21 protein-coding genes are annotated in these 24,684 nt (G+C 67.2%); 15 read left to right on the top strand and 6 right to left on the bottom strand.

Annotated elements, in window-relative coordinates:
* Nucleotides 1-25 precede the first annotated feature (25 nt).
* Nucleotides 26-952: an ABC transporter substrate-binding protein gene (locus ACVXZ4_RS07280; RefSeq protein ID WP_461797566.1), complete on the top strand. Its 927-nt coding sequence runs from the start codon at nucleotides 26-28 to the stop codon at nucleotides 950-952.
* Between the two features lie 36 nt (nucleotides 953-988).
* Here the strand turns inward: ACVXZ4_RS07280 and ACVXZ4_RS07285 are convergent, their stop codons facing one another.
* Both ACVXZ4_RS07285 and ACVXZ4_RS07290 read right to left on the bottom strand, forming a co-directional pair.
* Nucleotides 989-1,660, bottom strand: coding sequence for a DedA family protein (locus ACVXZ4_RS07285; RefSeq protein ID WP_461797567.1), 672 nt, complete (start codon nucleotides 1,658-1,660; stop codon nucleotides 989-991).
* Nucleotides 1,661-1,702: 42 nt separating this feature from the next.
* Nucleotides 1,703-2,479 carry an aminotransferase class IV gene (locus ACVXZ4_RS07290; protein ID WP_461797568.1) on the bottom strand — a complete coding sequence of 259 codons (777 nt, stop codon included), beginning with the start codon at nucleotides 2,477-2,479 and terminating at the stop codon, nucleotides 1,703-1,705.
* Nucleotides 2,480-2,490: 11 nt separating this feature from the next.
* On the opposite strand from ACVXZ4_RS07290, the gene ACVXZ4_RS07295 reads away from it, so the two are divergent.
* From ACVXZ4_RS07295 to holA, 5 genes are all read left to right on the top strand, one after another.
* Complete coding sequence (locus tag ACVXZ4_RS07295; RefSeq protein ID WP_461797569.1) at nucleotides 2,491-3,846, top strand: anthranilate synthase component I family protein; 1,356 nt, start codon at nucleotides 2,491-2,493, stop codon at nucleotides 3,844-3,846.
* A gap of 101 nt (nucleotides 3,847-3,947) precedes the next feature.
* The gene (gene leuS, locus ACVXZ4_RS07300) at nucleotides 3,948-6,557 is read left to right on the top strand and encodes a leucine--tRNA ligase (RefSeq protein WP_461797570.1); all 2,610 of its coding nucleotides are present in this window, start codon (nucleotides 3,948-3,950) and stop codon (nucleotides 6,555-6,557) included.
* A 98-nt stretch (nucleotides 6,558-6,655) separates the two neighbouring features.
* A complete protein-coding gene (locus tag ACVXZ4_RS07305) occupies nucleotides 6,656-7,279 on the top strand; it encodes a helix-hairpin-helix domain-containing protein (protein ID WP_461797571.1) in 624 nt (207 codons plus the stop codon).
* Nucleotides 7,276-9,681, top strand: a complete 2,406-nt coding sequence (locus tag ACVXZ4_RS07310; protein ID WP_461797572.1) for a ComEC/Rec2 family competence protein — start codon at nucleotides 7,276-7,278, stop codon at nucleotides 9,679-9,681. Before ACVXZ4_RS07305 ends, ACVXZ4_RS07310 begins: the two co-directional genes overlap by 4 nt.
* Before the next feature lie 88 nt (nucleotides 9,682-9,769).
* Entirely contained in the window at nucleotides 9,770-10,807 is a 1,038-nt protein-coding gene (holA, locus tag ACVXZ4_RS07315) for a DNA polymerase III subunit delta (RefSeq protein ID WP_461797573.1), read from the top strand.
* A 407-nt stretch (nucleotides 10,808-11,214) separates the two neighbouring features.
* On the opposite strand, the gene rpsT is transcribed toward holA, so the two are convergent.
* A complete protein-coding gene (rpsT, locus tag ACVXZ4_RS07320; RefSeq protein WP_461797574.1) occupies nucleotides 11,215-11,475 on the bottom strand; it encodes a 30S ribosomal protein S20 in 261 nt (86 codons plus the stop codon).
* Nucleotides 11,476-11,613: 138 nt separating this feature from the next.
* Complete coding sequence (locus tag ACVXZ4_RS07325) at nucleotides 11,614-12,342, bottom strand: alpha/beta fold hydrolase (RefSeq protein WP_461797575.1); 729 nt, start codon at nucleotides 12,340-12,342, stop codon at nucleotides 11,614-11,616.
* A 43-nt stretch (nucleotides 12,343-12,385) separates the two neighbouring features.
* Between ACVXZ4_RS07325 and ACVXZ4_RS07330 the strand changes: the two genes are divergently transcribed.
* The 6 genes from ACVXZ4_RS07330 (at nucleotide 12,386) to hemW (ending at nucleotide 20,577) form a co-directional block, all read left to right on the top strand.
* Nucleotides 12,386-13,540: a pyridoxal phosphate-dependent aminotransferase gene (locus ACVXZ4_RS07330; protein ID WP_461797576.1), complete on the top strand. Its 1,155-nt coding sequence runs from the start codon at nucleotides 12,386-12,388 to the stop codon at nucleotides 13,538-13,540.
* A 101-nt stretch (nucleotides 13,541-13,641) separates the two neighbouring features.
* On the top strand, nucleotides 13,642-13,962 hold the full coding sequence (locus ACVXZ4_RS07335) for a hypothetical protein (RefSeq protein ID WP_461797577.1): 321 nt from the start codon (nucleotides 13,642-13,644) through the stop codon (nucleotides 13,960-13,962).
* A gap of 142 nt (nucleotides 13,963-14,104) precedes the next feature.
* Complete coding sequence (lepA, locus tag ACVXZ4_RS07340) at nucleotides 14,105-15,970, top strand: translation elongation factor 4 (RefSeq protein ID WP_461797578.1); 1,866 nt, start codon at nucleotides 14,105-14,107, stop codon at nucleotides 15,968-15,970.
* 797 nt (nucleotides 15,971-16,767) lie between these two features.
* Nucleotides 16,768-18,570 (top strand): acyl-CoA dehydrogenase, encoded by a 1,803-nt coding sequence (locus ACVXZ4_RS07345; RefSeq protein ID WP_461797579.1) that lies wholly within the window; start codon nucleotides 16,768-16,770, stop codon nucleotides 18,568-18,570.
* Nucleotides 18,571-18,652: 82 nt separating this feature from the next.
* Nucleotides 18,653-19,321, top strand: coding sequence for a DUF1990 family protein (locus tag ACVXZ4_RS07350; protein ID WP_461797580.1), 669 nt, complete (start codon nucleotides 18,653-18,655; stop codon nucleotides 19,319-19,321).
* A complete protein-coding gene (hemW, locus tag ACVXZ4_RS07355) occupies nucleotides 19,321-20,577 on the top strand; it encodes a radical SAM family heme chaperone HemW (protein ID WP_461797581.1) in 1,257 nt (418 codons plus the stop codon). The genes ACVXZ4_RS07350 and hemW overlap by 1 nt, the downstream gene beginning before the upstream one ends.
* 5 nt (nucleotides 20,578-20,582) lie before the next feature.
* Here the strand turns inward: hemW and ACVXZ4_RS07360 are convergent, their stop codons facing one another.
* Together ACVXZ4_RS07360 and ACVXZ4_RS07365 are read right to left on the bottom strand one after the other, a co-directional pair.
* Nucleotides 20,583-20,951 (bottom strand): DUF4870 domain-containing protein, encoded by a 369-nt coding sequence (locus ACVXZ4_RS07360; RefSeq protein WP_461797582.1) that lies wholly within the window; start codon nucleotides 20,949-20,951, stop codon nucleotides 20,583-20,585.
* Between the two features lie 56 nt (nucleotides 20,952-21,007).
* Nucleotides 21,008-21,406: a DUF4870 domain-containing protein gene (locus ACVXZ4_RS07365; RefSeq protein ID WP_461797583.1), complete on the bottom strand. Its 399-nt coding sequence runs from the start codon at nucleotides 21,404-21,406 to the stop codon at nucleotides 21,008-21,010.
* 239 nt (nucleotides 21,407-21,645) lie between these two features.
* On the opposite strand from ACVXZ4_RS07365, the gene hrcA reads away from it, so the two are divergent.
* From hrcA to ACVXZ4_RS07380, 3 genes are read left to right on the top strand one after another with little or no spacing between them, the layout of a single operon-like run.
* Nucleotides 21,646-22,668 carry a heat-inducible transcriptional repressor HrcA gene (gene hrcA, locus ACVXZ4_RS07370; RefSeq protein ID WP_461797584.1) on the top strand — a complete coding sequence of 341 codons (1,023 nt, stop codon included), beginning with the start codon at nucleotides 21,646-21,648 and terminating at the stop codon, nucleotides 22,666-22,668.
* A 19-nt stretch (nucleotides 22,669-22,687) separates the two neighbouring features.
* The gene (gene dnaJ / locus ACVXZ4_RS07375; RefSeq protein WP_461797585.1) at nucleotides 22,688-23,794 is read left to right on the top strand and encodes a molecular chaperone DnaJ; all 1,107 of its coding nucleotides are present in this window, start codon (nucleotides 22,688-22,690) and stop codon (nucleotides 23,792-23,794) included.
* 4 nt (nucleotides 23,795-23,798) lie between these two features.
* Nucleotides 23,799-24,527 (top strand): 16S rRNA (uracil(1498)-N(3))-methyltransferase, encoded by a 729-nt coding sequence (locus ACVXZ4_RS07380; protein WP_461797586.1) that lies wholly within the window; start codon nucleotides 23,799-23,801, stop codon nucleotides 24,525-24,527.
* Nucleotides 24,528-24,684 lie beyond the last annotated feature (157 nt).

The raw sequence follows: 24,684 nt of genomic DNA on the forward strand, positions 1-24,684 counted from the left end.
CCCCTCACAGTAAGGAAGCAGTCACATGTTCACAGCAAGAAAAGGCCGGCTCGTCGCACTCGGCGCAGTCGTGGTTGGGGCAGCAATAGCCCTTTCAGGGTGCGCGTCGAGTAACCCCATCTCCGGGGGTTCGGGTTCGGGCGCCAAGACGACGCTCGTCGTCGGATCGCAGGACTACTACTCCAACGAGATCATCGCGGAGATCTACTCGCAGGCGCTCGAGAACGGCGGGTTCACCATCGACCGCCAGTTCAAGATCGGCCAGCGCGAGGTCTACCTGCCCGAGCTCGAATCGGGCAAGATCGATGTGTTCCCGGAGTACATCGGAAGCCTCGACCAGGCCCTCAATAAGACGGCGGCGGGTGGATCTGCCGACGACGTCGCGAAGGACCTCGCGTCGGTGCTGCCGACCGGCCTTCGCGTGCTCGACAAGGCCGAAGCGGCCGACCAGAACTCCTGGACGGTCACGTCGGAATTCGCCAAGAAGTGGAAGCTCACCGACATCGCGTCGCTGAAGAACGTGACCGACCCGATCCTGGTCGGTGGCAACTCGGAGCTCGCGACACGCCCGTACGGCCCGGATGCACTCAAGGCCAAGTACGGTGTCACCACCGCCGGCCTCACCGCCATCGAAGACGGCGGTGGACCGTTGACCGTGAAGGCATTGCTCGACGACAAGATCCAGCTCGCGAACATCTACACCGCGAGCCCGCTGATCAAGACCGACAACCTCGTCGTGCTGAAGGACCCGGACAACCTGTTCTTCCCGGACAACGTTGCTCCGATCGTCTCGAAGAAGGTCACGACGAAGGCGGCGGACATCCTGAATGCGGTGGATGCCAAGCTCTCGCAGTCCGATCTGGTCAGCCTGAATGCGGAGAGCGTGACCGACCAGAAGTCGGCACCGGTCATCGCCAAGGCCTGGCTCACCAAGAACGGCCTGCTCAAGTAGCGCGGGCAGTCTGAGACAATCTGAGAAGTGCCCGGGCTACGGCCCGGGCACTTCGTCTGTCTGGGTCTCCTCGCGCAGCATATGCCGGGCCTCTGCGCGGGTGATCGCCTTCTTCACCAGGAGCACGATCACGAGGAACACCGCGATGAAGCCGGCGAACAGGTAGCCCGCGAAGTGGAGCTGGGTCGACAGCTGTCGGTAGGACCCGGCCGCCAACCAGCCGACCGACACATAGGCGCCGGCCCACAGGATGCAGGCCGGCGCGGTCCAGGCAAGGAACTTGCGGTAGCGCATGGTGCTCATGCCGACCGTCAGCGGGATGAGCGCGTGAAGCACCGGAAGGAAGCGCGACACGAAAACGGCGATGCCTCCCCGCCGGTCGAGGTAGGTCTCGGCGCGCACCCAGTTGCGCTCGCCGAGCCTCTGCCCGAGCCGCGACGCCTGGATGCGCGGACCGAAGAAGCGCCCGAGCGCGAAACCGATGCTCTCCCCGGTGAGCGAGCCGACGATCACGGTGAGAAGCAGCGCGATGTACTGCGGCCAGTCGGCGATTCCGGTGGCGGACACCAGCACGATCGTGTCGCCGGGCACGATGAGGCCGATGAGGATCGAGGTCTCCAGGAGCATCCCGACGCCCGCGATCAGCACGCGGAGCAGGGGATCGACATGGCGCACCGTGTCGAGGATCCAGGTGAGGACGTCGTTCACGTTCGTGAGCTTAGCCAGCACACATCCGAATCGGTCTGAAGGCTAAGGGAGCGGCCTTCTCAACCGTTCGAGACGCGCCCGCCAGGTAGCGAGCCTGCCGGGCAGTTCGGCCGTCGCAGGGCCGTCGATCCACTCGGTGACGATGCGGATGCCATGCAGGGCGCTGAGCGCCCAGATCTCGCAGCCGTCCAACTCGGCCGGCACGACCGACTCGTAGTAGACCTCGATCCCGAGCGCGGTCGCGAGGGTGATCGTCGAGCGCGCCGTCACGCTGTCCACCCTGTCGAGCTCCGCCGAGGGGGCGCAGAGCACATCGCCGCGCCACCAGAGGATCGCGCTGTAGGCGCACTCGATGACGAATCCATCGGGCGAGAGGATTACAGCTTCGTCGGCCCCGGCGGCCTGAGCCTCCGTGCGGATGCGCAGCAGGACCGCAGTGTCGGGGCCCTTGGTGCGCGGGGCGGAGCGGGGGTCCGCCCCGTGATGAGTCGCGAGCCGCACCGATCGGGTCAGTTCTGGTGCAGTGCGGAGCCGCAGCACCGCGAGCGCGGCACCGCTCCGCAGCTGCACCTCGACACGGGGAAACCAGTCGCCGGTGCGCGGGATCGCCGCGATGGACGCGCTCCAGAACCGGTCGAGATCGTCGATGAGGCCGTCCGCGGCCTCGAAGAAACGTTGGCGGTGGAGATCGAGAGCGAGGGTGGAGCCGTCGCTGACCAGCCAGGAATCCGCCGCGGCGATCGTCGTGTCGGCCATGTCGCAGTAGTCGAGCGGCACCAATCCGCCGTCGTGCCAACGGTGGATCGATGACTCGCTCATAGAGTTAGGGTATGCGCCACCCGGTCCACGAATCTCCGCTGCCCGGCTGGATCGACCCGGCCGGGCTCGCCGGCGTGCTGTTCGCGGGGCGCAGCAGTGCCGTCTGGCTGGACTCCGGTATCCATGCCGCCGAGGGCATGAGTTGCCTCGGATTCGGCTCGAGGACACTCTCGGCGTCCGTGGCGGACAACACCATCACCGTGGATGGTGAGACCCGGCACGGGCGAGTGCTGGACTTCCTGCGCGAAGACTTAGCGGGAGCCGAAGGCCTCGACGGATCGGGCCCGCTCGGTTGGGTGGGCTGGCTGGGGTATGGGCTGCACGCGCAGACCATGGGGGTGGCATCCGCCCACCGCCCGCGGTATGCGGACGCCTCGCTTCTCTTCGTCGACCTCGCGATCGTGTTCGATCACGCGGCACAGGCCATCTCGGTGATCGGACTGGACCTGGCCGCCGTCGAGGACATGCGCGCCCGGGCGATCGGTGCCTTCGCGCCGGCCGCGCCCGCTGCCGGCGCCGCTTCACTGCCGCGGGCGGAGGCTGTCTGGGCCGATTCCGACGAGGAGTACCTCGGCATGATCGGCGAGTGCCAGGCCGCGATCGAGGCGGGCGACGCCTATCAACTCTGCCTCACGACCGAGGTTCGGGTGGCGGTGACACCCGAACCGTTCGCCGCCTATCTTGCCCTCAGGTCCGCGAGCCCGAGTCATCACGGCGCCTACTTCCGGGCGGGGGCAGTGGCTCTCCTGAGCTCGTCGCCCGAGGTCTTCCTCACGGTGACACCGGACGGCACTATCGAATCGCAGCCGATCAAGGGCACGCGGCCCCGAGGAGACACCGCGGAGTCGGATGCTGCGCTGATGGCCGAGCTCCTCGGTAGCGAGAAGGAACGCGCCGAGAATCTGATGATCGTCGACCTGATGCGCAACGATATCGGCCGGGTGAGCGAGGTCGGATCCGTCACCGTTCCGCGGCTTCTCGCCGTCGAGTCCTACGCTCATGTGCACCAGCTGGTGAGCACGGTTCGCGGTCGGCTTGCGGCCGGGCTGACGGGTGTGGATGCCGTGCGCGCATGTTTTCCCGCCGGTTCGATGACCGGCGCCCCGAAGCACAGTGCGGTCAGGATCCTCGACCGGCTGGAGCATCGTGCCCGGGGAGTGTACGCCGGGGCGTTCGGCTACTTCGGTCTCGACGGACGCATCGAACTGTCGATGGTGATCCGCAGCATCCTGCTGGACGCCGACGGAGCGTCGATCGGAACCGGCGGTGGCATCACCGCGCTCTCCGTGCCCATCGAGGAACTCGCCGAGGTGAAGCTCAAGTCCGCGGTGCTTCTCGCCGTCCTCGGTGTGGTCCCGTCTCCCTGACCCAGGGCGGATGCGATTGCTCGCGGCTGGGTTCGGTAGCCTTGGATACTGGCCGTGGTCTGATCCGGCCGCCTCCCGTGAATAAATGAATTGAGACTTTCGTGGCAGAAGATCGCACCGCAGACGACCGCTCCACCGGTGACGACGTCGGGGACCGGACGACCGACCATGGTCCCCGTTACGACGCTGCTGCGCTTCAGGCGAAGTGGATGCCGCGCTGGGACGAACTGAAGTCGTTCCGCACCGACGACCCCCACGACAAGCGACCGCGCAAGTACATCCTCGACATGTTCTCCTACCCCTCGGGCGACCTACACATGGGACATGCGGAGGCGTTCGCCCTCGCAGACGTGCTCGCGCGCTACTGGCGCCAGCAGGGATTCAACGTGCTCCACCCGATCGGTTGGGATTCCTTCGGGCTGCCGGCCGAAAACGCCGCGATCAAGCGCGGAGTCGATCCCCGCGAGTGGACCTATGCGAACATCGCGCAGCAGTCCGCCTCGATGAAGCAGTACGCCACCTCGGTGGACTGGGACCGCGAGATCGCCACGAGCGACCCTGAGTACTACAAGTGGAACCAGTGGCTGTTCCTCAAGATGTACGAGAAGGGGCTCGCCTACCGCAAGGATTCGTGGGTCAACTGGGATCCGGTGGACCAGACCGTGCTCGCGAACGAGCAGGTGCTTCCCGACGGTACCTCCGACCGGTCCGGTGCGGTCGTGGTGAAGAAGAAGCTGACCCAGTGGTACTTCAAGATCACCGACTACGCCGACCGCTTGCTCGACGACCTCAACCAGCTCGAGGGATCGTGGCCGCCGAAGGTGCTCGCGATGCAGCGAAACTGGATCGGCCGCTCCAAGGGCGCGGATGTCGATTTCGTGATCGAAGGCCGTGAGGAGAAGATCACCGTCTTCACCACCCGCCCCGACACCCTCTACGGCGTCACCTTCATGGTCGTCGCGCCGGATTCTGATCTGGCGGCAGAGCTCGTGGCCGGGTCGACGGATGCCGTGCGCGCCCGCTTCGCCGACTACCTCGTCCAGGTGCAGAAGACCACCGAGATCGAGCGCCAGGATGCCAGCCGGGAGAAGACCGGCGTCTTCCTCGACCGCTTCGCGGTGAATCCGATCAACGGCGAACGCATTCCCATCTGGGCCGCCGACTACGTGCTCGCCGACTACGGGCACGGGGCCGTCATGGCAGTGCCCGCACACGACCAACGCGACCTCGACTTCGCTCGCAAGTTCGACCTCCCCGTGCGCGTGGTGCTCGACACGAACCAGCCCGTGACGGGCGCGATCCCCGTGCTGCCGATCAACCCGGAGACCGGTGAGGCCGAGCTGCCCGACGATCTGCCGCCGCTCGATCCTGCCCACACAGGCATCCCGCTCACCGGTGACGGTCGCATGATCAACTCGGGATCCCTCAATGGGCTGAGCAAGTCCAATGCGATCAAGCGCATCACCGAACAGCTGGATGCGGCGGGCAACGGCCGCGCGTCGAAGAACTATCGACTGCGCGACTGGCTCATCTCGCGCCAGCGGTTCTGGGGCACGCCGATTCCGATCTTCCACACGGAGGACGGCGAGCTCGTGCCCGTGCCGGAGGACCAGTTGCCGGTGCGCCTGCCGTCGACCGAGGGTCTCGACCTGCAGCCCAAGGGCGTCTCGCCGCTCGGCGCAGCCGAGGAGTGGGTGAACGCCACCCTGCCGGACGGCCGTGCCGTGCGTCGCGATCCGGACACCATGGACACCTTCGTCGACAGCTCGTGGTACTTCCTCCGCTTCCTCAGCCCGGGAGACGACAGTCGGGCCTTCGATCCGAAGGAGGCCGACAAGTGGGCCCCGGTCGACCAGTACATCGGCGGGGTCGAGCACGCCATCCTCCACCTCCTCTACGCGCGCTTCATCACCAAGGTGCTTTTCGACCTCGGCTACGTCAGTTTCACCGAGCCGTTCAGCGCCCTTCTCAATCAGGGGATGGTGCTCTCTGGAGGCTCGAAGATGTCGAAGAGCCGCGGGGGAGTGAACCTCGGAGACGAGATCAGCGCCCACGGGGTCGACGCGATCCGCCTCACGATGGTCTTCGCGGGGCCGCCGGAAGACGACATCAACTGGGAGGATGTCTCGCCAGCGGGTTCGGCGAAGTTCCTCGCGCGTGCCTGGCGTCTTGCGCAGGATGTCACCAGCGCTCCGGAGATCGAGTGGCGCACCGGCGACCAAGCGCTCCGCCGCGTCACCCACCACTTCCTCGCGGAGGCTCCCGGCCTCATCGAGTCCTTCAAGTTCAACGTGGTTGTCGCTCGCCTGATGGAGCTCGTCAACGCCACCCGCAAGGTGATCGACAGCGGAGCGGGGGGAGGGGATGCCGCGGTGCGCGAGGCGACGGAGACCGTTGCGCTCGGACTCTCGCTGTTCGCGCCCTACACCGCGGAGGAGATGTGGGAGCAGCTCGGCTACCCGCCACCCGTCGCGCTGTTCGGCTGGCGCAAGGCCGACAAGACCCTCCTCGTGGAGACCGCCGTGACCGCGGTCTTCCAGGTGGATGGCAAGGTACGTGACAAGGCAGAGGTCAGTCCGAAGATCGATCCAGCCGACCTGGAGAAACTCGCGTTGGCATCCGCCGGAGTCGTGCGCGCGGTCGGCGATCGCACCGTGGTGAATGTGATCGTGCGGGCCCCGCGCATCGTGAACATCGCGACGAAGCAGTAGCGCTCGTCCAGTCCTCTGCCGTACCGGTCGCTGCCGACTTCTCCCCAGCAGCGACCGTCGCGGTGACCCGCCGCGCGAGGAGTTTCTAGCCTTCGGGCATGGAACCCGCCCTGCTCGTCGCGCGCAGGCCGGTGCGCTCGCGCGTCGGGGTAGGTGCGGCCATCGTGCTCGTGCTCGTCGGCCTCGGTATCGCGGTGCTCGTGAGTGCCTTCGGGTCGCACGGCACGACCCAGTCCATCACTCCCTCGACGGCATCGCCCTCGCCGGGGGCCACTAGCGGGGCGCGGTCCGGTGCTGGGGCCACGATCTACCTCCACATCCTCGGTGCGGTGGCGAAGCCGGGTCTCTATCTCCTCACCGACGGGGACCGGGCGGTCGATCTGGTGGCGGCCGCCGGCGGATTCACCGACACGGCAGACCGGTCGGCACTCAATCTCGCCCGCCCCCTCGTCGACGGCGAACAGGTAGTCGTGCCGCACATCGGTGAGGTGCCGGCCGCCGCCGCACCCGGCGGCACGACGGCAGCCGGCGGCAAGGTCAACATCAACACCGCGGACGAGACCGCGCTCGAGACATTGCCTCGAGTGGGGCCGGCCATGGCGAAACGCATCATCGACTGGCGCACCAAGAACGGGCGGTTCGCCGCGCTCGAAGACTTACTGAGCGTGACCGGCGTGGGGGAGAAGACTTTCGAGTCGCTCAAGGACCTGGTGACCCTATGACTGGTGGCGCGGTTCCCGGCGGCCTGCTTCCCGGCGGCGTGGCGACCGTCGACCTCCGCCTCGCGGTGCCGGTGGTGGTCGCCTGGGTGACGGTCGGAGTGCTGCTCGGAATCCCGCGGCTGCTTCCGGTCGCCGCTCTGCTCCTCTGGGGCGCCGCGGCTCTCCTCGTGCTTGCCGCCCGTTTCCTGTGCGGGCACCGTCGGGCGCTGGTCGGCGGACTTCTGGTCGCCATCGCCGCCAGCGGCCTCCTGGTGAGTGTCGCGGCCCAGCGTGCGCCAGACCGGCAGCCCGCGGCACTGGTCGCAGCCGCGCACGCCGGTCGATTCGTCACGGCGACCGCTACGGTCAGCCAGACGGTGCTGCCCGGCGGGGAGGCAGTGGGGTCCGGCCAACGACAGGCGATGTTCTCGGCGATTCTCGGTTCGGTGACGCTGGGAGGGGTCGCGAGCAGCGTGGACATCCCGGTGACTGTCTTCGCCGATAACCCGCGCGAGACGATCGGCATCGGAGCGACCGTGCGCATCGCGGGCACCCTTGCCGCATCGGATCCGACGGATGACGTCGCCTTCCGGTTCTTCGCCGCGCGGGACGTTGGGGTGGAGTCGCCTGCGCCGTGGTACCTCGACTGGGCCAACGGCCTGCGCAGCCGGTTCCGGGATGCCGCCGCCGCACTGCCCGGGGACGGCGGCGATCTCCTTCCCGGCCTCGCCATCGGGGACACCAGCGCCGTCGGTCTCCCGCTGGATGCCGCGATGAAGGCGACGTCACTGAGTCATCTCACCGCGGTGTCGGGTGCGAACTGCGCCGTCGTGATCGCGCTCGTGATGCTCGTGGGAGCCGCCGTCGGCCTCCCGCGGGTGTGGCGGGTCAGCGTGTCCGTCGTCGTGTTGGTGGGGTTCGTGGTGCTCGTGACCCCCGAGCCCAGTGTGTTGCGAGCGGCAGTCATGGCCGCCCTCGTGCTCGTCGCCCTTGCACGGGGGCGGCCGGTTCGGGGCATCCCGATCCTCGCTCTGGCGAGCCTCGTGCTGCTCGCGCACGACCCCTGGCTCTCGCACAGCTACGGCTTCATCCTCTCGGTGCTCGCAACGGGTGGCCTTCTCGTACTGTCCGGCCCGCTCGCCCGGCTGATGTCCCGGTTCATGCCGCTGTGGCTCGCGGCGATACTCTCCATCCCGCTGGCCGCCCAGCTCGCCTGCCAGCCGGTTCTCATCCTCCTCAATCCGAGCATCCCCACCTACGGGGTCGTCGCGAACGTCCTGGCGGAGCCCGCGGCCCCGGTTGCGACGGTGCTCGGGCTCATCGCGTGCGTGGTCTTGCCGGTGTTGCCCGCTGTCGGGCAGGCCATCGCCACCCTCGCCTGGCTTCCGGCGGCGTGGATCGCGGCGGTGGCGTCATTCTTCGCGGGGCTGCCGGGCGCGGCCATTCCCTGGGCGCAGGGCATACTCGGGGTCGCGTCGATCGCGGTGGCAACGGTGCTGGCGCTGATGGTCGCGCTCCTGCGCAGGGCGGGTCCGGCCCGCCGGATCTCTTCGCTCGCCCTCGCGCTCCTCCTCGTCGCAGCAGGAGGCATCGCTGCGGGGGACGAACTCCGTCAACGCCTCTCCCGTCCGGGAGACTGGCAGATCGCCGTGTGCGACGTCGGGCAGGGCGATGCGGTGCTCGTTCGCAGTCTCGGCCAGGTCGCCCTCGTGGACACAGGGCGCGACCCGAAGCGTCTCCGCCGATGCCTCGACGAGCTGGGGATCGGACGCATCGACTTTCTCGTACTCACGCACTGGGACCTCGATCACGTCGGCGGCACCTCCGCCGTCTTCGGACGGGTCACCCGGGCGATGATCGGGCCGACCGACGGATCTCCCGCTGCTGCGATCGGCGGCCGGCTGGCCGACGCCGGAGCAGTGGTGAGGCAGGGGAGTCAGGGACAGTCGGGCGTTCTCGGCGAGCTGGGCTGGGAGGTCCTCTGGCCGCGCGCGCGGCTGGGATCGGTCGCGCCGGGCAACGATGCGAGCGTGACGCTGCGATTCACCGGAGTCGGGGCCTGCCTGACCGGTTGCCTGTCATCGATCTTCCTCGGTGACCTCGGCGATCATCCGCAGGCGCTCCTGATGGCGGCGAATCGCATCGGTCCGGTGGATGTCGTCAAGGTCGCTCATCACGGGTCGGCCGACCAGAACCCGGCGTTGTATGCGGCGCTGCGTGCCACGGTCGGAGTTATCGGCGTCGGCCTCGATAACGGCTACGGGCATCCGACAGACCTGCTTCTCGGCATCCTCGCCGACACCGGCACCCTGCCGGCTCGCACCGATCTCGAGGGGATGGTGCTGCTGGCGCCGTCGCCGGGTGGAGGGGTGATCGTCTGGACCGAGCATCCGCTTCCTGCCGGTAAGGCGGTGTCGCGCTAGCGGAGCTGCGCACCGTGCAAATGGTGTCGGTGGTGTCGCATTAAACTGGGACGACAGCCGTTCAGGGTGACGCGATGCAGGGAGTCCAGTGGCAGGCAGGGCATCACCGAAGTCAGCACCGAAGACGACCAAAGCGGCGGTTTCGATCCCGCAGCTCGGTTGGGATCGCGTGCGCCCGGCCGCCGTCGTACTCGTCTCCGGCACCGAGGACTTCCTCGCCGAGCGCGCCATCCGCCAGCTTCGGGAGATATTGAAGGCGGAAGACCCGAGCCTCGAGATCAGCGATCTCGAGGCGGACGGCTACGGCCCGGGCGAGCTCATCACCCTGGCCAGCCCCTCACTCTTCGGCGAGCCGCGCCTGATCAGGGTGACCGGCGTGGAGAAGTGCACGGACGCCTTCATCGCAGAGACCCTGCAGTACCTCGAATCGCCGGCCGACGACACCTACCTGGTGCTTCGGCACGCCGGGGGAGTACGCGGCAAGAAGCTGCTCGACGCGATCCGCGGCGGCCTCGGCAGCGGCATCGAGATCGTCTGTGCCGATCTCAAGAAGGACTCCGAGAAGCTCGACTTCGCGGCTGCGGAGTTCGCTGTCGAGAATCGCCGCATCACGAGCGGTGCCCTCCGGGCGCTCGCGGGGGCATTCTCCGACGACCTCGCCGAACTCGCCGCGGCGTGCCAGCAGCTCATGGCCGACGCCAGCGAGGAGATCACCGAGGTCACGGTCGAGAAGTACTACTCCGGCCGGGTCGAGACCAACGCCTTCCGGGTCGCGGATGTCGCGATCGCCGGTCGGCGCGGTGACGCTCTCATCCTGCTGAGGCATGCTCTCGCGTCCGGGGCCGACCCGGTGCCGATCGTCGCCGCCTTCGCGAGCAAGCTCCGCACGATGGCCAAGATCTCCGGGGCTCGCGGAGGATCCGCCCAACTCGCCCAGCAATTCGGACTCGCACCCTGGCAGGTCGATCGTGCCCGTCGCGACCTGCAGGGCTGGGACGATCGCGGCCTCGGCCGGTGCATCGAACTCCTCGCCGAGACGGATGCCGCAATCAAGGGCGCGGGTCGCGATCCGGTCTTCGTGCTCGAGCGCCTCGTCGGGGTGATCAGCACCCGCGGTACGTCCTAGCGCGATCGGTGTCGGCCTGTCGCAATCGCTGTCGCTGTGTGGTGTGCCGGGGGTCGAGGCGGGTCGGTCCCGCACGGTGACAGGCAGCGACCATCGGCGGCACCGCACTGCCAACATCACTCTGTGGGCAACTGGAGCGTTGAACAGCAGGTTTTGGGCCGTTCTCGGCGCCAGGGAATGTCGAAGCGCACCGGCGAACGCGAAGATTCGGGAACGATGGTTCGAGTGGCAACATTCACTCGCGAACGCCCAGCCGCGCACGTTCACCTGTGAACATTCATCCGCACACGTCCTCTCGCGAACCCCGGCCACGCGCCCTGGCCAGCCACGCCCGCGCAAAGCCCCCGCCGCGCAGTGCAGAAAGCCCGCCACCGCGAACGGTGACGGGCTTTCGGTAAGTCTGGTGCTTAGAGTGCAGCGACCTGCTTGGCGATGGCCGACTTGCGGTTCGCGGCCTGGTTCTTGTGGATGACACCCTTGCTTGCGGCCTTGTCGAGCTTCTTCGACGCGAGCGCGAGAGCGGTGGCGGCAGTGGCGGCGTCACCGGCGACGATGGCCTCGCGCGCGGAGCGCACAGCGGTCTTGACCTCGCTCTTGACGGCCTTGTTGCGGTCCTGGGACTTCTTGTTGGTTCCGATGCGCTTGATCTGCGACTTGATGTTTGCCAATGTCTAACTTTCTCTGTGGTTCGAACGGTTGAGGGCAGCCGCGAACCGGTTCCATAACTGGGGATCCGGGCTGCGATTCGCGAAGTCATTCGGGTACCAAACGCTTCGCGCAAGCCAACCATCAACGATACCAGTGCGTCAGCGATCCGGCAATGTGAGCGGGGAGCGTGTCGGATAGCGTCCATCGAGGATGCCGAGAAGCAGCCGGGCGGTCTCGACCGGGCGACGGAATCGAGCGGCAAGCCGCACCCCGGGCTGCCGAACGAGCCGGTGCTGTTGTGCGGCGGCGAGGAACGCGTGCTCCTGCATCCAGAACCGGTCGAACCGGCCGTTGAGCAGCCAGACCGGCACCTCGAGCCGGGACAGCGCCTGCCGGGTGTCGAGCGCGTCGAGCTGGCGGAGCGTGTCGGCGAAGTGCTCCGATGGGGCGACTGCGCCCGACGAACCCGCACGCACGAAGGCGGAGGATGCGGCGCTGCTGAAGGAGGCGCCTCTGTCGGGAAGCATGTGGTGGGTGCTGGTGGACGCGATCCGGTAGCTGTCGAGCACCCAGCTGAGGGCCTGGGTGCCGCAACCCACCGCGACGACCCCGCCGACGGTGTCGATGAGCGAGCCGCACTCGACCGCGAGATGGCCGCCGAGGCCGCGCCCGACGATGAACACCGGTGAGGTGCCGAGTGAGCGCACAGCATCCGCCACGGTGACCAGGGACTCACCGATGGAGAAAGGCTCACCGATGCGGGACCCGTGCCCGGGAAGCTCGACCACGACCACCGGATGCCCGTGGGCCTCGAGGATGTCGCGCTGCGGTGCCCACTCGGCACTCGAGCCGCGGAGGCCGTGGACGAGCACGACGGGGGTGGGCATGGCACGATGCTAACCGCTCCGAGCGCCGTAATAGCCTGACAGTATGCCGTCTCTTTCCCCGCACATCGCGTCGGTGCCCCCATCGGGCATCCGCCGCATCTTCGAGATCGCCCTCGAGCTCGACGACGTGATCTCGCTCGCGGTCGGTGAGCCCGATCGGCCGGTGGCCCCTCACATCCTCGCGGCGGGCGCCCAGGCCTGGCGCGACGACCTCACGAACTACTCCGCGAACGGCGGGATTCCGCCCTTGCGCTCCGCCCTCGTGGAGAAGCTGGCGCGAGAGAACGACATTCACGTCGACGTGGAACGGGTCTGGGTGACTCTCGGCGCGACCCAGGGTCTCTTCCAGGCGATGCGCCTGGTGCTCTCGACCGGCGACGAGGTGCTGGTGCCGGATCCCGGCTACACCACCTTCACGATGAACGCCCGCCTTCTTGAGGCTGTGCCGGTGCCGTATTCGCTGCGCCCGGCACACGGGTTCGCTCCCGATCTCGATGAACTCGAGCGACTCGTCACCGACCGCACCCGCGTCATCATCGTCAATTCGCCGTCGAATCCTCTCGGGGTGGTCCTCGATGAGCAGCAGCTGCGCTCCCTCCTCGACTTCGCCCGGCGACACGACCTCTGGGTGATCAGCGACGAGGTCTACGAATACTTCACCTACGGTGCACGACACCGGAGCATCGCGAGTCTCGACACCGACGACCGGGTGTTCAGCGTCTTCTCCCTCTCCAAGACCTACGCGATGACCGGCGCACGTATCGGCTACCTGGTGACTCCGCCCGGGCTCGCACAGGTCATGCGCACGGTTCAGGAGGCCTCGATCAGTTGCGTCGGGATGCCTGACCAGTACGCCGCGGTCGCCGCCATCACCGGTGATCACCAGCATGTCGCCGACTCCCGCGAGCACTACCGGGCCAATCTCGAGGCCGCCTGCGCGCTGCTCGACGCGCGGGGCATCCGCTACCAGCGCCCCGGCGGCGCCTTCTACCTGTGGGTGGATGTCGCACACTTCAGTGGCGGCGACGTCGCGGCCTGGGCCGAGCACTTCCTGCTCCATGACCGCGTCGCCGTGGCTCCGGGCAGCGCGTTCGGGCGGTCCGGGGAGGGCTGGATCAGGGTGTCGCTCGCCGCAGAGCAGTCTGTGCTGCTCGCGGGGCTCGGGCGGCTGCCGGCGGTCGCCCGGCCGCAGTCGTAGACCTCGGGGGATCAGCCGCGGGCAACGCGGGGGTTATCCCCATGGTCGTCGGGCGGGGCATTTTCTACCCTGAAAGGACACCAACCGACCCAGGAGAGACCATGACCACCCCGATCATCGACAGCGCACCGATCAGCACGGGAACGGCGCCCGTAACGCCCGTCGACACCACGCGCACCCTCGGCATCACGAGCCTCGTGCTCGGACTCGCCTCGATCGCCTTCGGCTATACCGTGCTCGTTCCGATCGCCGCGATCGTTATCGGGGCGGTCGGGCTCAGCCACGAACCGGCCGGCCGCAGCTACAGCGTGTGGGGAATCATCGTCGGCGCCGTTTCGCTGGCGCTGCCGGCGATCGCCCTGCTCTTCGGGCTCGCTTTCCTCGCCCCATTCGGGCTCTTCGCCCTCGTCTTCGGCCAGTAGCAGCGGGCAGCCCCGTCGGCATCCCGCGCCGACGGGGCTCCGCAGTCCCGTCGGGATCACGCGCCGACGGGGCTCCGCATGTCGGTCGGCGCGGGTCGTGGGAGAATTGTTCGACCCCACGGCACTGATACGAAGGATTTGCGTGAGCCCCAGAGCACTGAAGGCCCTCGAGCCGGCTTCGACCGACCCGGCCTTCATCCGCAACTTCTGCATCATCGCCCACATCGATCACGGCAAGTCCACGCTGGCCGACCGGATGCTGCAGATCACCGGTGTCGTGAGCGACCGGGACATGCGCGCGCAGTATCTCGACCGCATGGATATCGAGCGCGAGCGCGGAATCACGATCAAGAGCCAGGCCGTGCGGATGCCGTGGGCTCTGACGTCCGAGTCTGGGGACGTCCAGACCTACGCCCTCAACATGATCGACACCCCCGGCCACGTCGACTTCACCTACGAGGTCTCCCGGTCGCTCGCCGCCTGCGAGGGCGCGATCCTGCTCGTGGATGCCGCACAAGGGATCGAGGCCCAGACGCTCGCGAACCTGTACCTCGCCCTCGACAACGACCTGACGATCATCCCGGTGCTCAACAAGATCGACCTGCCAGCAGCGGATCCCGAGAAGTACATCAAGGAGATCGTCGGTCTGCTCGGCTGCAAGCCGGAGGACATCCTGCTCGTCTCCGGCAAGACCGGTGTCGGCGTGCCCGAGCTCCTCGACCGGGCGACCCGCCTCATCCCGCCGCCGGTCGGCGACCCGGCCGCGCCCGCCCGCGCCATGATCTTCGACTCCGTCTACGACGCCTACCGCGGCGTCATCACCTACGTGCGCATGATCGACGGGGCGCTGAAGCCTCGCGAGAAGATCATGATGATGAGCACCAAGAGCGCCCATGAGGTGCTCGAGATCGGCGTGAGCGCACCGGAGCCGACTCCCACCAAGGGGCTCGGTGTCGGCGAGGTCGGCTATCTCATCACCGGCGTCAAGGACGTGCGCCTCAGCAAGGTCGGCGACACCGTCACGAGCTTCATGAAGCCCGCGACTGTCGCGCTGAAGGGCTACTCCGAACCGATGCCGATGGTGTTCTCGGGCGTCTACCCGATCGACGGCTCCGACTATCCGGTTCTGCGCGAGGCCCTCGACAAGCTCAAGCTCTCGGATGCCGCGCTCGTCTACGAGCCCGAAACCTCCGTCGCGCTCGGCTTCGGCTTCCGCTGCGGATTCCTCGGCCTCCTGCATCTCGAGATCGTGACCGAGCGCCTCGAGCGCGAGTTCGGGCTCGATCTCATCGCTACCGCGCCGTCCGTGATCTACCAGGTCACGACCGACGACAAGAAGACAGTCACCGTGACCAACCCGAGCGAGTTCCCCGGCGGAAAGATCGCGTCGGTGAGTGAACCGGTGGTGAAGGCATCCATCCTCACGCCAAAGGACTTCGTCGGCACCGTGATGGAACTCTGCCAGGGCCGCCGCGGCACCATGCAGGGCATGGAATACGTCGGCGAGGACCGGGTGGAGCTGCACTACACCATGCCGCTCGGCGAGATCGTGTTCGACTTCTTCGACCAGTTGAAGAGCCGCACCGCCGGCTACGCCTCGCTGGACTACGAGCCGACCGGCGACCAGGATGCGGACCTCGTGAAGGTCGACATCCTGCTGCAGGGCGAGGCGGTGGATGCCTTCAGCGCCATCGTTCATCGCGACAAGGCGTACGCCTATGGCGTGCTCATGACCGAGCGGCTTAAGAAGCTCATCCCGCGGCAGCAGTTCGAGGTGCCGATCCAGGCCGCCATCGGGGCGCGCATCATCGCCCGCGAGTCGATCAGCGCGATGCGCAAGGACGTGCTCGCCAAGTGCTACGGCGGTGACATCACCCGCAAGCGGAAGCTCCTCGAGAAGCAGAAGGAGGGAAAGAAGCGCATGAAGATGGTGGGCCGGGTCGAGGTCCCGCAGGAGGCGTTCATCGCGGCGCTCTCCGGCGACACGGAGACCAAGAAGGACAAGTAGCAGTATCCACGCCCCTGCCGAGGATCAGTCCGGCATCCGCTGTGGCTATGCTTCCGCTGCCCTTCCGTTCCGCTTTCGATGCCCTTCCCTTCCGTTTCGCTTTCGATGCGCTTCCGATGCCCGCACGCTCCGATACCCGCACGCTCCGGTGCGAAATGCAGGGAAGCCTGTGACGGATGTTGCCTCCTGAGCCACAACTGCATTACTGGTAACCTCCGGTCCTGCATTTCGAACCCGCGGCCGGCTGTCTCCGTTCTCGACGGTGTGAATTGTGGCCGCCGCGCCCCTCGGTCTCACCGCTCAGGCGCGAACTGTTCCGGGGCGAGCTGTTCCGGGGCGAAATGTTTCTGCGCGAACTGTCCCGTGCGAACTGTCCAGCGCGAACTGTCCCTTGCGAAAAGTTCCCGTGCGAAATGCAGGGAAACCTGTGACGGATGTTGCCTACTGAGGCACACCTGCCCCCCTGGTAACACCCGGTCCTGCATTTCTGACCAGCAACCGGTGGTGACCCTGGCCGGGAGGGCGAACTCGACGGGCGAAGCGTGACCCGACGGCGGAGCCGTGCGGCTGAGCGAACGCGGATTAACCCCCCCGGCGAACGGCCCGCATGGACTACACGACGAATGGCCCGCATGGACTAAACGGCGAATGGCCCGCATGGACTACACGACGAACGGCCCGCACGGACTACACGACGAATGGCCCGCACGGACAATAAAGTGGGCGACAGCCGAACCTCCTTTGTGAGTCGGCACAACGTTCGTGAACGTACGACCGCGGCGCGGTATTCTGCGACCATGAGCGATTACCGTCCCCCTGTGTCCGATCTGGCCTTCGTCCTCGAGCACGTGGTGGGGTATCCGCAGGTCGCCGCCCTTCCCGGCTACGAGCACGCCGATCTCGAGACCGTCGTGGGACTCCTCGAAGACTGCGGCGACTTCATGGTCAAGGTCGTGGCTCCCACCAACCAGTCGGGGGATGTCGAGGGCGCGCAGCGCGACCCCGACGGCACCGTCCGCACGCCGGCGGCCTTCAAGTCCGCCTACCGCCAGTACGTCGATGCCGGGTGGGGCAGTGTGCCGTTCCCCGAGGAGTTCGACGGCGGCGGATTCCCGTGGTCGGTCGGTCTCGCCATCCAGGAGATGCTCGGCTCGTCGAACATGGCCTTCGCGCTCTGCCCGCTGCTCACCCAGGGCGCCATCGACGCCCTGCTCCACTATGGCGACGAGGCCCAGAAGAAGACCTACCTGCCGAAGATGATCAGCGGCGAGTGGACCGGCACGATGAACCTCACCGAGCCCCAGGCCGGATCGGATGTCGGGGCCCTCACCACCCGCGCCGTTCCGAACGGCGACGGCACCTACGCCATCACCGGCCAGAAGATCTACATCACCTACGGCGAGCACGACCTCTCCGAGCAGATCGTGCACCTTGTCCTCGCGCGTACGCCGGGAGCGCCCGCCGGCACCCGCGGGATCTCCTGTTTCATCGTGCCGAAGTTCCACGTGCACGAGGACGGCTCGCTCGGCGAGCACAACGGCGTCTCCTGCCTCTCGATCGAGCACAAGCTCGGCATCCATGGGGCTCCCACTTGCGTGCTCTCGTACGAGGACGCCACCGGGTACCTCATCGGCGAGGAGAACCTCGGCATGCGCATCATGTTCGTCATGATGAACAGCGCCCGGCTGTCGGTCGGCACCCAGGGTCTCTCGATCGGGGAGCGCGCCTACCAGGGGTCACTCGCCTACGCCCAGGAGCGCACTCAGGGCAAGGCGATCGGCGCCACCGTCGATTCGCCGATCATCGACTTCCCCGACGTGCGCCGAATGCTCATGACGCAGAAGGCCTACCTGTCCGCCCTCCGTCGCCTCGTGCTGTTCAACGCGGTGCAGATCGACCTCAGCACTCACAGCACCGACGAGGCGGCTCGGGTGCGCGCCGCCGAGATCGTCGGGCTGCTCACCCCGATCAGCAAGTCCTTCGGCACAGACCTCGGCGTGGAGCTCACCTCCCTCGCCCTCCAGGTCTACGGCGGAATGGGCTACATCGAAGAAACCGGAGCAGCCCAGCACTTCCGCGATGTGCGCATCACGCCGATCTACGAAGGCACCAACGGCATCCAGGCCGCCGACCTCGTCGGCCGCAAGCTCGCAGTGCGGGGTGGAGCATCCTTCCTCGAGTTCATCGCCACCATGCGTGAGACGGATGCGGAGCTCGCCACCGCTGGAGACGCGTTCGAAACGATCCGCGTCCAGCTGCGCACGCAGCTCGACTCGCTCGAAGCGGCGACCGGATGGATGCTGCGCACCGGCCAGTCCGACCCGAACGCCGTGCTCGCCGGCTCGTCGCCGTACCTGCGTATGTGGGGGCTCACCGTCGGCGGTTGGTTGATGGCGCGGTCCGCCCTCGCGGGTGAGGCCACCGGGGATGCGGACCTCGCGGAAACCCAGCTCGTGCTCGCGCGGTTCTATGCCGAGCAGCTCCTTCCCCAGGCGGCCGGCCTGTTCGGTGCGGCCACCGGGGGAGCGCGCGACCTCTTCGCCCTCGACGCCGACCAGCTGGCCGGGTCGGTGCGGGTTCCGAGCAGCGCCCTCGGCTAGGCCGGCCGACGGAAGTGCGAGCCGGCGCCGGTAGAATCGGCCTATGCCCGCACCATCCGTCCCGAGAATCGGTGATCGTTAGATGCCCGCGAAGTTGCCGCTCTGGGAGCGGCCCGTCACTTATGCGACCGTGGGGGCGACCCAGTCCTCGGACCTGCTCGCCAAGTCCCCGGCGGGCTACCGGCCGTTCCGTCAGCGCTCCCGTATCGGGCATGGAGACGCACGGTGGGACTACGCCTGGAACGAGGTGATGTCGTGGGGTATCCAGCGCAACAGCGGGTTCCGCATCGACGTCGCAGACGTGCCGGCAGCGGTGAGCGACCAGACCTACGTCCCGGTGGCGTTCGATGAGGCCGGTGCCCCGGTCACCTCTTCGGTCATGACCGACGAAGTGGTCTTCGGCCCCGATGGAGCCCCGTTCATCGTGCCGGGCGACTCGGTGCTGCTCGGCATCCCGTTCGGGCCATTCCACGTGACGGCACCGGCGCGGGTCGTCTATGTGGTCGACGAGCTGAACCGCAAGGGATTCGCCTACGGCACCCTTCCCGGGCATCCGGAGAGCGGAGAGGAGTCCTTCATAGTCGAACAGACGGACGACGGATCGGTCTGGCTCGAGATCAGCGCGTTCTCGCGGCCCGCGAACGCGTTCTGGTGGATCGTCTTCCCGGTGCTGCGGCTCACGCAGGCGTATTACACGCGCCGGTACTTCGAGTCCCTCTCCGGGCCGCTCCCCGCAGCCCCCGCAGCCTGATGCCGAGCGCCCTGCCGCTCGCGGATCCGGCACCGTCCGACGGCACGCTTCCCACATCCGTCGTCGCCGGAGCCGTCGACCGCAACTTCGGTGTGTACCTGCACGTGCCGTTCTGCCGGGTGCGGTGCGGCTACTGCGATTTCAACACCTACACCTCCGATGAGCTTCGCGGGGCGAAGCGCACGGACTACGCCGGGCAGGCGATTGCCGAGGTCGCCCTCGCCCGGCAGGTGATGATGCGCGCCGAGCTGCCCGACCGGGCCGTATCAACGGTCTTCTTCGGAGGCGGCACCCCCACGATGCTCCCCGTCTCCGATCTCGCATCGATGCTCGGTGCGGTCGCGGACACCTGGGGCCTCGTGCACGGCGCCGAGGTCACGACCGAGGCCAACCCCGACTCGGTGGATGCCGACTACCTCCGTTCGCTCGCGGACGCCGGATTCACCCGCGTGTCATTCGGAATGCAGTCGGCCGTGCCGCATGTGCTCGCGACCCTCGAGCGAACCCACGATCCCGAACGCGTGCCGCTCGTGGTGCAGTGGGCGCGGGATGCCGGCCTCGCGGTGAGCCTCGACCTGATCTATGGGACGCCCGGGGAATCCCTCGCGGACTGGCGCGAGTCGCTCGAGCACGCGATCGCGCAGAACCCGGACCACCTCTCGGCGTATTCCCTAATCGTGGAGGACGGCACGAAACTGGCTCGGCAGATCCGGCGCGGAGAAGTGGCGCAGCCCGACGAAGACCTGCAAGCCGATATGTACGAGCTGGCGGACGAACTGCTCGGGGCCGCAGGCTATGACTGGTACGAGGTGAGCAACTGGTCGCGCGAATCGCCGACGGCCGACGCCGGGATCAGCGACGGTGCGGAGCATCGTTCCCGTCACAATCTCGCCTACTGGCAGGGACACGACTGGTGGGGGATCGGCCCGGGGGCGCACAGCCACATCGGAGGAGTGCGCTGGTGGAACGTGAAGCACCCGGCCGCCTACGCCGATCGGATCGGGGCCGGCCTGTCACCGGGCGCCGGGAGGGAGACGCTCGACGATGAGACCCGCCGGGTGGAGAGCGTGCTGCTCGGAACCCGCATCCGCGAGGGACTGGTGATCGCCGAGCTGCCTGCGAGGGCACGAACTGCCGTCGCCGGCCTGATCGGCGATGGGCTCGTGGACGGTGCCTCCGCGATCCGCGGGTCGCTGGTGCTCACCCTGCGCGGGCGGCTGCTCGCCGACGCCGTAGTTCGCCGCCTGCTCGAGTAGCCGATTCAGTTGCTGATGAACCGGATGGCCACCGGGTAGGTGTAGAGCTCGCCCCGGTTGGCCGCTATGGCGGCGATGATGCTGAAGACGATGTCGAGCACGGCGACGGCCAGGATGATGATCGCGCCGACGAACAGCCACAGGGTGAACAGTCCGACGAGGTAGCCGAGTAGAACGGTGAGTTGGAAGTTGAGTGCAGCGCGGGTGTGTTCGCGGACGAACGGACCACGGTCGCGAAGCACCAGGTATCCGATCAGCGCCGGAAGGAAGTGGAAGAAAATCCCGCCCAGGTGCACGAGCATCGCCCAGAGTTTCTCGTCGCTCGGACTGAGTGGCTGGGTCGTCTGGTACGGGGACGGAGTGTTTTCTGACATCCGCCCATTAAACACACAAGCCCGGCCGCGTGCGGCCGGGCTTGTGTGAAAACCGATTACTTGATGAAGCGTACCGATGCCGGGTAGCGGTAGCCGACGCCATCCTTCGCCTTGACGAAGCCCTGGATCGACCAGATGAGGCTGATCACCCAAATGGCAAGGGGGAAGATCCAGCCGATCAGACCCCAGAAGCCGAGTGTGACGACGGTGAGGATGGAGTTGAGAATGAAGACGGCAACCTGCGCAATGGCGGCGGTGATCTGGAAGTTCAGTGCTTCCTTCGCCTCGCTGTTGGTGAAGCTGCCGCGGTCCTTGAACACGAGCCAGATGATCAGCGAAGGCAGGAATCCGATGATGCCCCCGAGGTGAGCGAACGAAGCCCACTGGCGGTCCTCGGCCTCGGTGAGGGGTGCTGCCGGTTGCGGTGCAGCCGGCGTGGAGATGGGGTCGGTCATGTGCAGAGCCTTTCGGTGAGCGGATCGATCCTGCGTGTGGCCAGGACGGACTTCGGGCGTGATCTCGCTGAACCCCCGATCGAGGGCGGTGCACGAGCACATGCATAAGGTAGCGCCCCCGTTGCTGTGCGTGCAATGCCTTCACGGTGGTGTGTCACGGTACAATTGGCAGTCTGCAGTAGTGAGTGCCAAGTATCCGTGGTGCGAAATCTGCGCGTTGAGAGAGCGGGGTGGTCGGGATGGTGTCAGAGCGCGGCCTCGATGTGCTCCGCGTCATCGTGCAGGACTACGTCGCCTCGCGAGAGCCGGTCGGCTCGAAGTCGATAGTCGACCGACACTCCTTCGGCGTATCGGCCGCCACCATCCGCAACGACATGGCGCTGCTCGAGGAGGAAGAGCTGATTGCCGCGCCGCACACCTCCTCCGGCCGCATCCCCACGGACAAGGGCTACCGCGTCTTCGTAAACCAGCTTGCCGACCTTCGACCGCTCAGCCCCGCCCAGCGCACCGCGATCGAGACCTTCCTCGGGTCATCCGCCGATCTCGACCAGGTGCTCGGACGCACGGTGCGATTGCTTTCCCAGCTCACACAGCAGGTGGCGCTCGTGCAGTACCCCTCGCTCTCGCGCTCCCGAATCCGACACGTCGAACTCGTGCGGCTCGCGTCATCGCGGGTAATGACCGTACTCATCACCGACACGGGACGGGTCGAGCAGAGGCTGCTCGACGTGTCCGACGAGTTGGAGGAGGGTTTCCTCTCGCAACTCGGCTCACGCCTCAACGCCTCGCTGGGAGGCCTCGGGCTCGCGGAGGCGGCCGAGAAGCTCTCGCAGCTGCCCGATCAGTTCTCCGCTTCGGAGGCTCCGGCAGTCGGCCGGATCGCCTCGGCGCTCATCGAGCAGGTGCTCGCCAATCGCCAGGACAAACTGGTCATGGCCGGAACCGCGAACCTGGTGCGTACCGAGGAAGACTTCAGCGGCAGCATCTACCCTGTTCTGGAGGCGATCGAGGAGCAGGTGACACTTCTCCGCCTGTTCGGCGAGATGGAGCCCGACCAGAACGGGTTCTCGGTGTCGATCGGCAAAGAGAACGCCTCGTTCGGCCTCGGAGAGACCTCGGTGCTGACGACGGGGTACGCGACCTCTGGTGGAGAGGTGTCACGCCTCGGCGTGATCGGCCCCACCCGCATGGACTATTCGAACAACATCGCGGCAGTGAGAGCTGTCGCCCGCTACCTGTCCCGCCTGCTCGGCGAAGACTGAACACCTGAAGGAATTTTGATTGGCTGACCACTACGAAGTACTCGGTGTCGATCGCAGCGCGACCACCGATGAGATCAAGAAGGCGTACCGTCGCCTCGCCAGGGAGCTGCACCCTGACGTGAACCCCGGGGCGGATGCCTCGGAGCAGTTCAAGCTCGTCACGCATGCGTACGACGTGCTGTCCGATGCGCAGCAACGGCAGCAGTACGACCTGGGGCCGCAGACCGGCTTCGGAGGGCAGGGCGGGCAGGGCTTCGGCGGCTTCGGCGACATCTTCGAGTCGTTCTTCGGCGGCGGTCAGACCCGCGGCCCGCGCTCGCGTCGCGAACGCGGCCAGGACGCGCTGGTGCGGGTGGAAGTCGACCTCGACGAGATCATCTTCGGCACGACGCGCGACATCGAGGTGGACACCGCGGTGCTGTGCGAGACCTGCGACGGATCCTGCTGTGCCCCGGGGACGACTCCCGTCACCTGCGACATCTGCCACGGCAGCGGACAGATCCAGCGCACGGTGCGCAGCCTGCTTGGCAACGTGATGACATCGAGCCCCTGTGGCACCTGCCGCGGCTACGGCACCGTCATCCCGAACCCCTGCCCCACCTGCCAGGGCCAGGGTCGCGTGCGCGCGCGCCGCAGCATCCCGGTCGACATCCCCGCGGGTGTCGACACCGGACTGCGCCTGCAGATGCCGAACCAGGGCGAGGTCGGGCCCGCTGGCGGAACCGCTGGCGACCTCTACCTCGAGATCAAGGTGCGTCACCACGATGTCTTCAGCCGCAACGGCGACGACATCCTCGCCACTCTCGAAGTGCAGATGACGGATGCCATCCTCGGCACCAAGACGACGCTCAAGACGCTCGACGGAGACGTCTCGGTCGAGATCCGACCGGGCACGCAGAGCGCAGAGGTCATCACGATCAAGGAGCGCGGAGTGACCCATCTGCGCGGCAGCGGTCGGGGAGACCTCAAGATCGGTGTGCAGGTGACGACCCCGGTGAAGCTCAACCACAAAGAGCAGGACCTGATCAAGCAGTTCGCAAGCACGCGCAAGGCGGCGGCCCCGACGCTGACGCACTTCCAGCAGGGGCTCTTCCAGAAGCTGCGCGACCGGTTCCTCAACATCTGATCTCATGGCGCACTTCTACCTCAGCGAGGAGTTGGTCTCGGCGGTCGTCGGTGAGCGGGTCACTGTCGGCGGCGCCGAAGCCCGGCATGCCGTCACGGTGAGCAGGATCGCTGCGGGGGAGTCGATCGCGATCGGCAACGGCGCGGGACTGCTGGTCTCGGGCACGGTCGTCTCGGCCGAACACACCGAGTTCGTGGTGGAGGTCGAGACCGTCGTCGAGACTCCGCCGGCGTCCCCGGCGATCTGGCTCGTCCAGGCACTCGCCAAGGGCGATCGCGACGAACAGGCAGTGCAGCAAGCGACTGAACTCGGGGTGGACGGGGTGATCCCGTGGTCAGCCCAGCGTTCGATAGTGAAGTGGGAAGGCGCCAAGGTGCGCAAGGGGCACGATCGCTGGAGCGCCATCGTGCGGGAGGCCACCAAGCAGTCGGTGCGCTCGTGGGTTCCGGAGGTCGGCGACCTCGCATCCCTCCCCGTACTCGTGGCGTTGGCGAAGGTGACGCGGATGCTGCTGCTCGAGCCGACCGCGCAGCTCGCCCTCAGCACGCTCGAGCCCGATGACCGGGACGTGGTGCTCGTCGTGGGACCGGAGGGCGGCATCGCCCCCTCCGAGCTCAGCCGGCTCGAGGCCGCGGGGGCTGTCTCGGTGCGGCTCGGCGACACCATCCTGCGCACATCGACAGCCGGACCGGCCGCTGTCGCCGTGCTGAACGCCCGCCTCGGGCGCTGGTGACGACGCGCGCATCCCTAAACCGACGGGCAGATCCGTGAATCGACGGTGTTCTTCACGGTCCGCGCCGGTGCGGCCGCACGGTCGACCCCCCGGTTCCCGTTCACGGATCAGGAGTGAAGCCGCACGGTCGGCGTGTCACGGCGGGACACGCCGTGGA

The organism is Lacisediminihabitans sp. FW035, from assembly GCF_054880895.1.

What these genes read in the sequence shown, in the direction of transcription:
- ACVXZ4_RS07335 (WP_461797577.1), top strand. Translation starts at nt 13,642, where the DNA reads ATGACCACCCCGATCATCGACAGCGCACCGATCAGCACGGGAACGGCG.
- hrcA (WP_461797584.1), top strand. Translation starts at nt 21,646, where the DNA reads ATGGTGTCAGAGCGCGGCCTCGATGTGCTCCGCGTCATCGTGCAGGAC.
- ACVXZ4_RS07380 (WP_461797586.1), top strand. Translation starts at nt 23,799, where the DNA reads ATGGCGCACTTCTACCTCAGCGAGGAGTTGGTCTCGGCGGTCGTCGGT.
- ACVXZ4_RS07310 (WP_461797572.1), top strand. Translation starts at nt 7,276, where the DNA reads ATGACTGGTGGCGCGGTTCCCGGCGGCCTGCTTCCCGGCGGCGTGGCG.
- ACVXZ4_RS07360 (WP_461797582.1), bottom strand. Translation starts at nt 20,951, where the DNA reads ATGTCAGAAAACACTCCGTCCCCGTACCAGACGACCCAGCCACTCAGT.
- ACVXZ4_RS07350 (WP_461797580.1), top strand. Translation starts at nt 18,653, where the DNA reads ATGCCCGCGAAGTTGCCGCTCTGGGAGCGGCCCGTCACTTATGCGACC.
- ACVXZ4_RS07290 (WP_461797568.1), bottom strand. Translation starts at nt 2,479, where the DNA reads ATGAGCGAGTCATCGATCCACCGTTGGCACGACGGCGGATTGGTGCCG.
- ACVXZ4_RS07280 (WP_461797566.1), top strand. Translation starts at nt 26, where the DNA reads ATGTTCACAGCAAGAAAAGGCCGGCTCGTCGCACTCGGCGCAGTCGTG.
- ACVXZ4_RS07365 (WP_461797583.1), bottom strand. Translation starts at nt 21,406, where the DNA reads ATGACCGACCCCATCTCCACGCCGGCTGCACCGCAACCGGCAGCACCC.
- ACVXZ4_RS07295 (WP_461797569.1), top strand. Translation starts at nt 2,491, where the DNA reads ATGCGCCACCCGGTCCACGAATCTCCGCTGCCCGGCTGGATCGACCCG.
- hemW (WP_461797581.1), top strand. Translation starts at nt 19,321, where the DNA reads ATGCCGAGCGCCCTGCCGCTCGCGGATCCGGCACCGTCCGACGGCACG.
- ACVXZ4_RS07325 (WP_461797575.1), bottom strand. Translation starts at nt 12,342, where the DNA reads ATGCCCACCCCCGTCGTGCTCGTCCACGGCCTCCGCGGCTCGAGTGCC.
- ACVXZ4_RS07345 (WP_461797579.1), top strand. Translation starts at nt 16,768, where the DNA reads ATGAGCGATTACCGTCCCCCTGTGTCCGATCTGGCCTTCGTCCTCGAG.
- ACVXZ4_RS07305 (WP_461797571.1), top strand. Translation starts at nt 6,656, where the DNA reads ATGGAACCCGCCCTGCTCGTCGCGCGCAGGCCGGTGCGCTCGCGCGTC.
- ACVXZ4_RS07330 (WP_461797576.1), top strand. Translation starts at nt 12,386, where the DNA reads ATGCCGTCTCTTTCCCCGCACATCGCGTCGGTGCCCCCATCGGGCATC.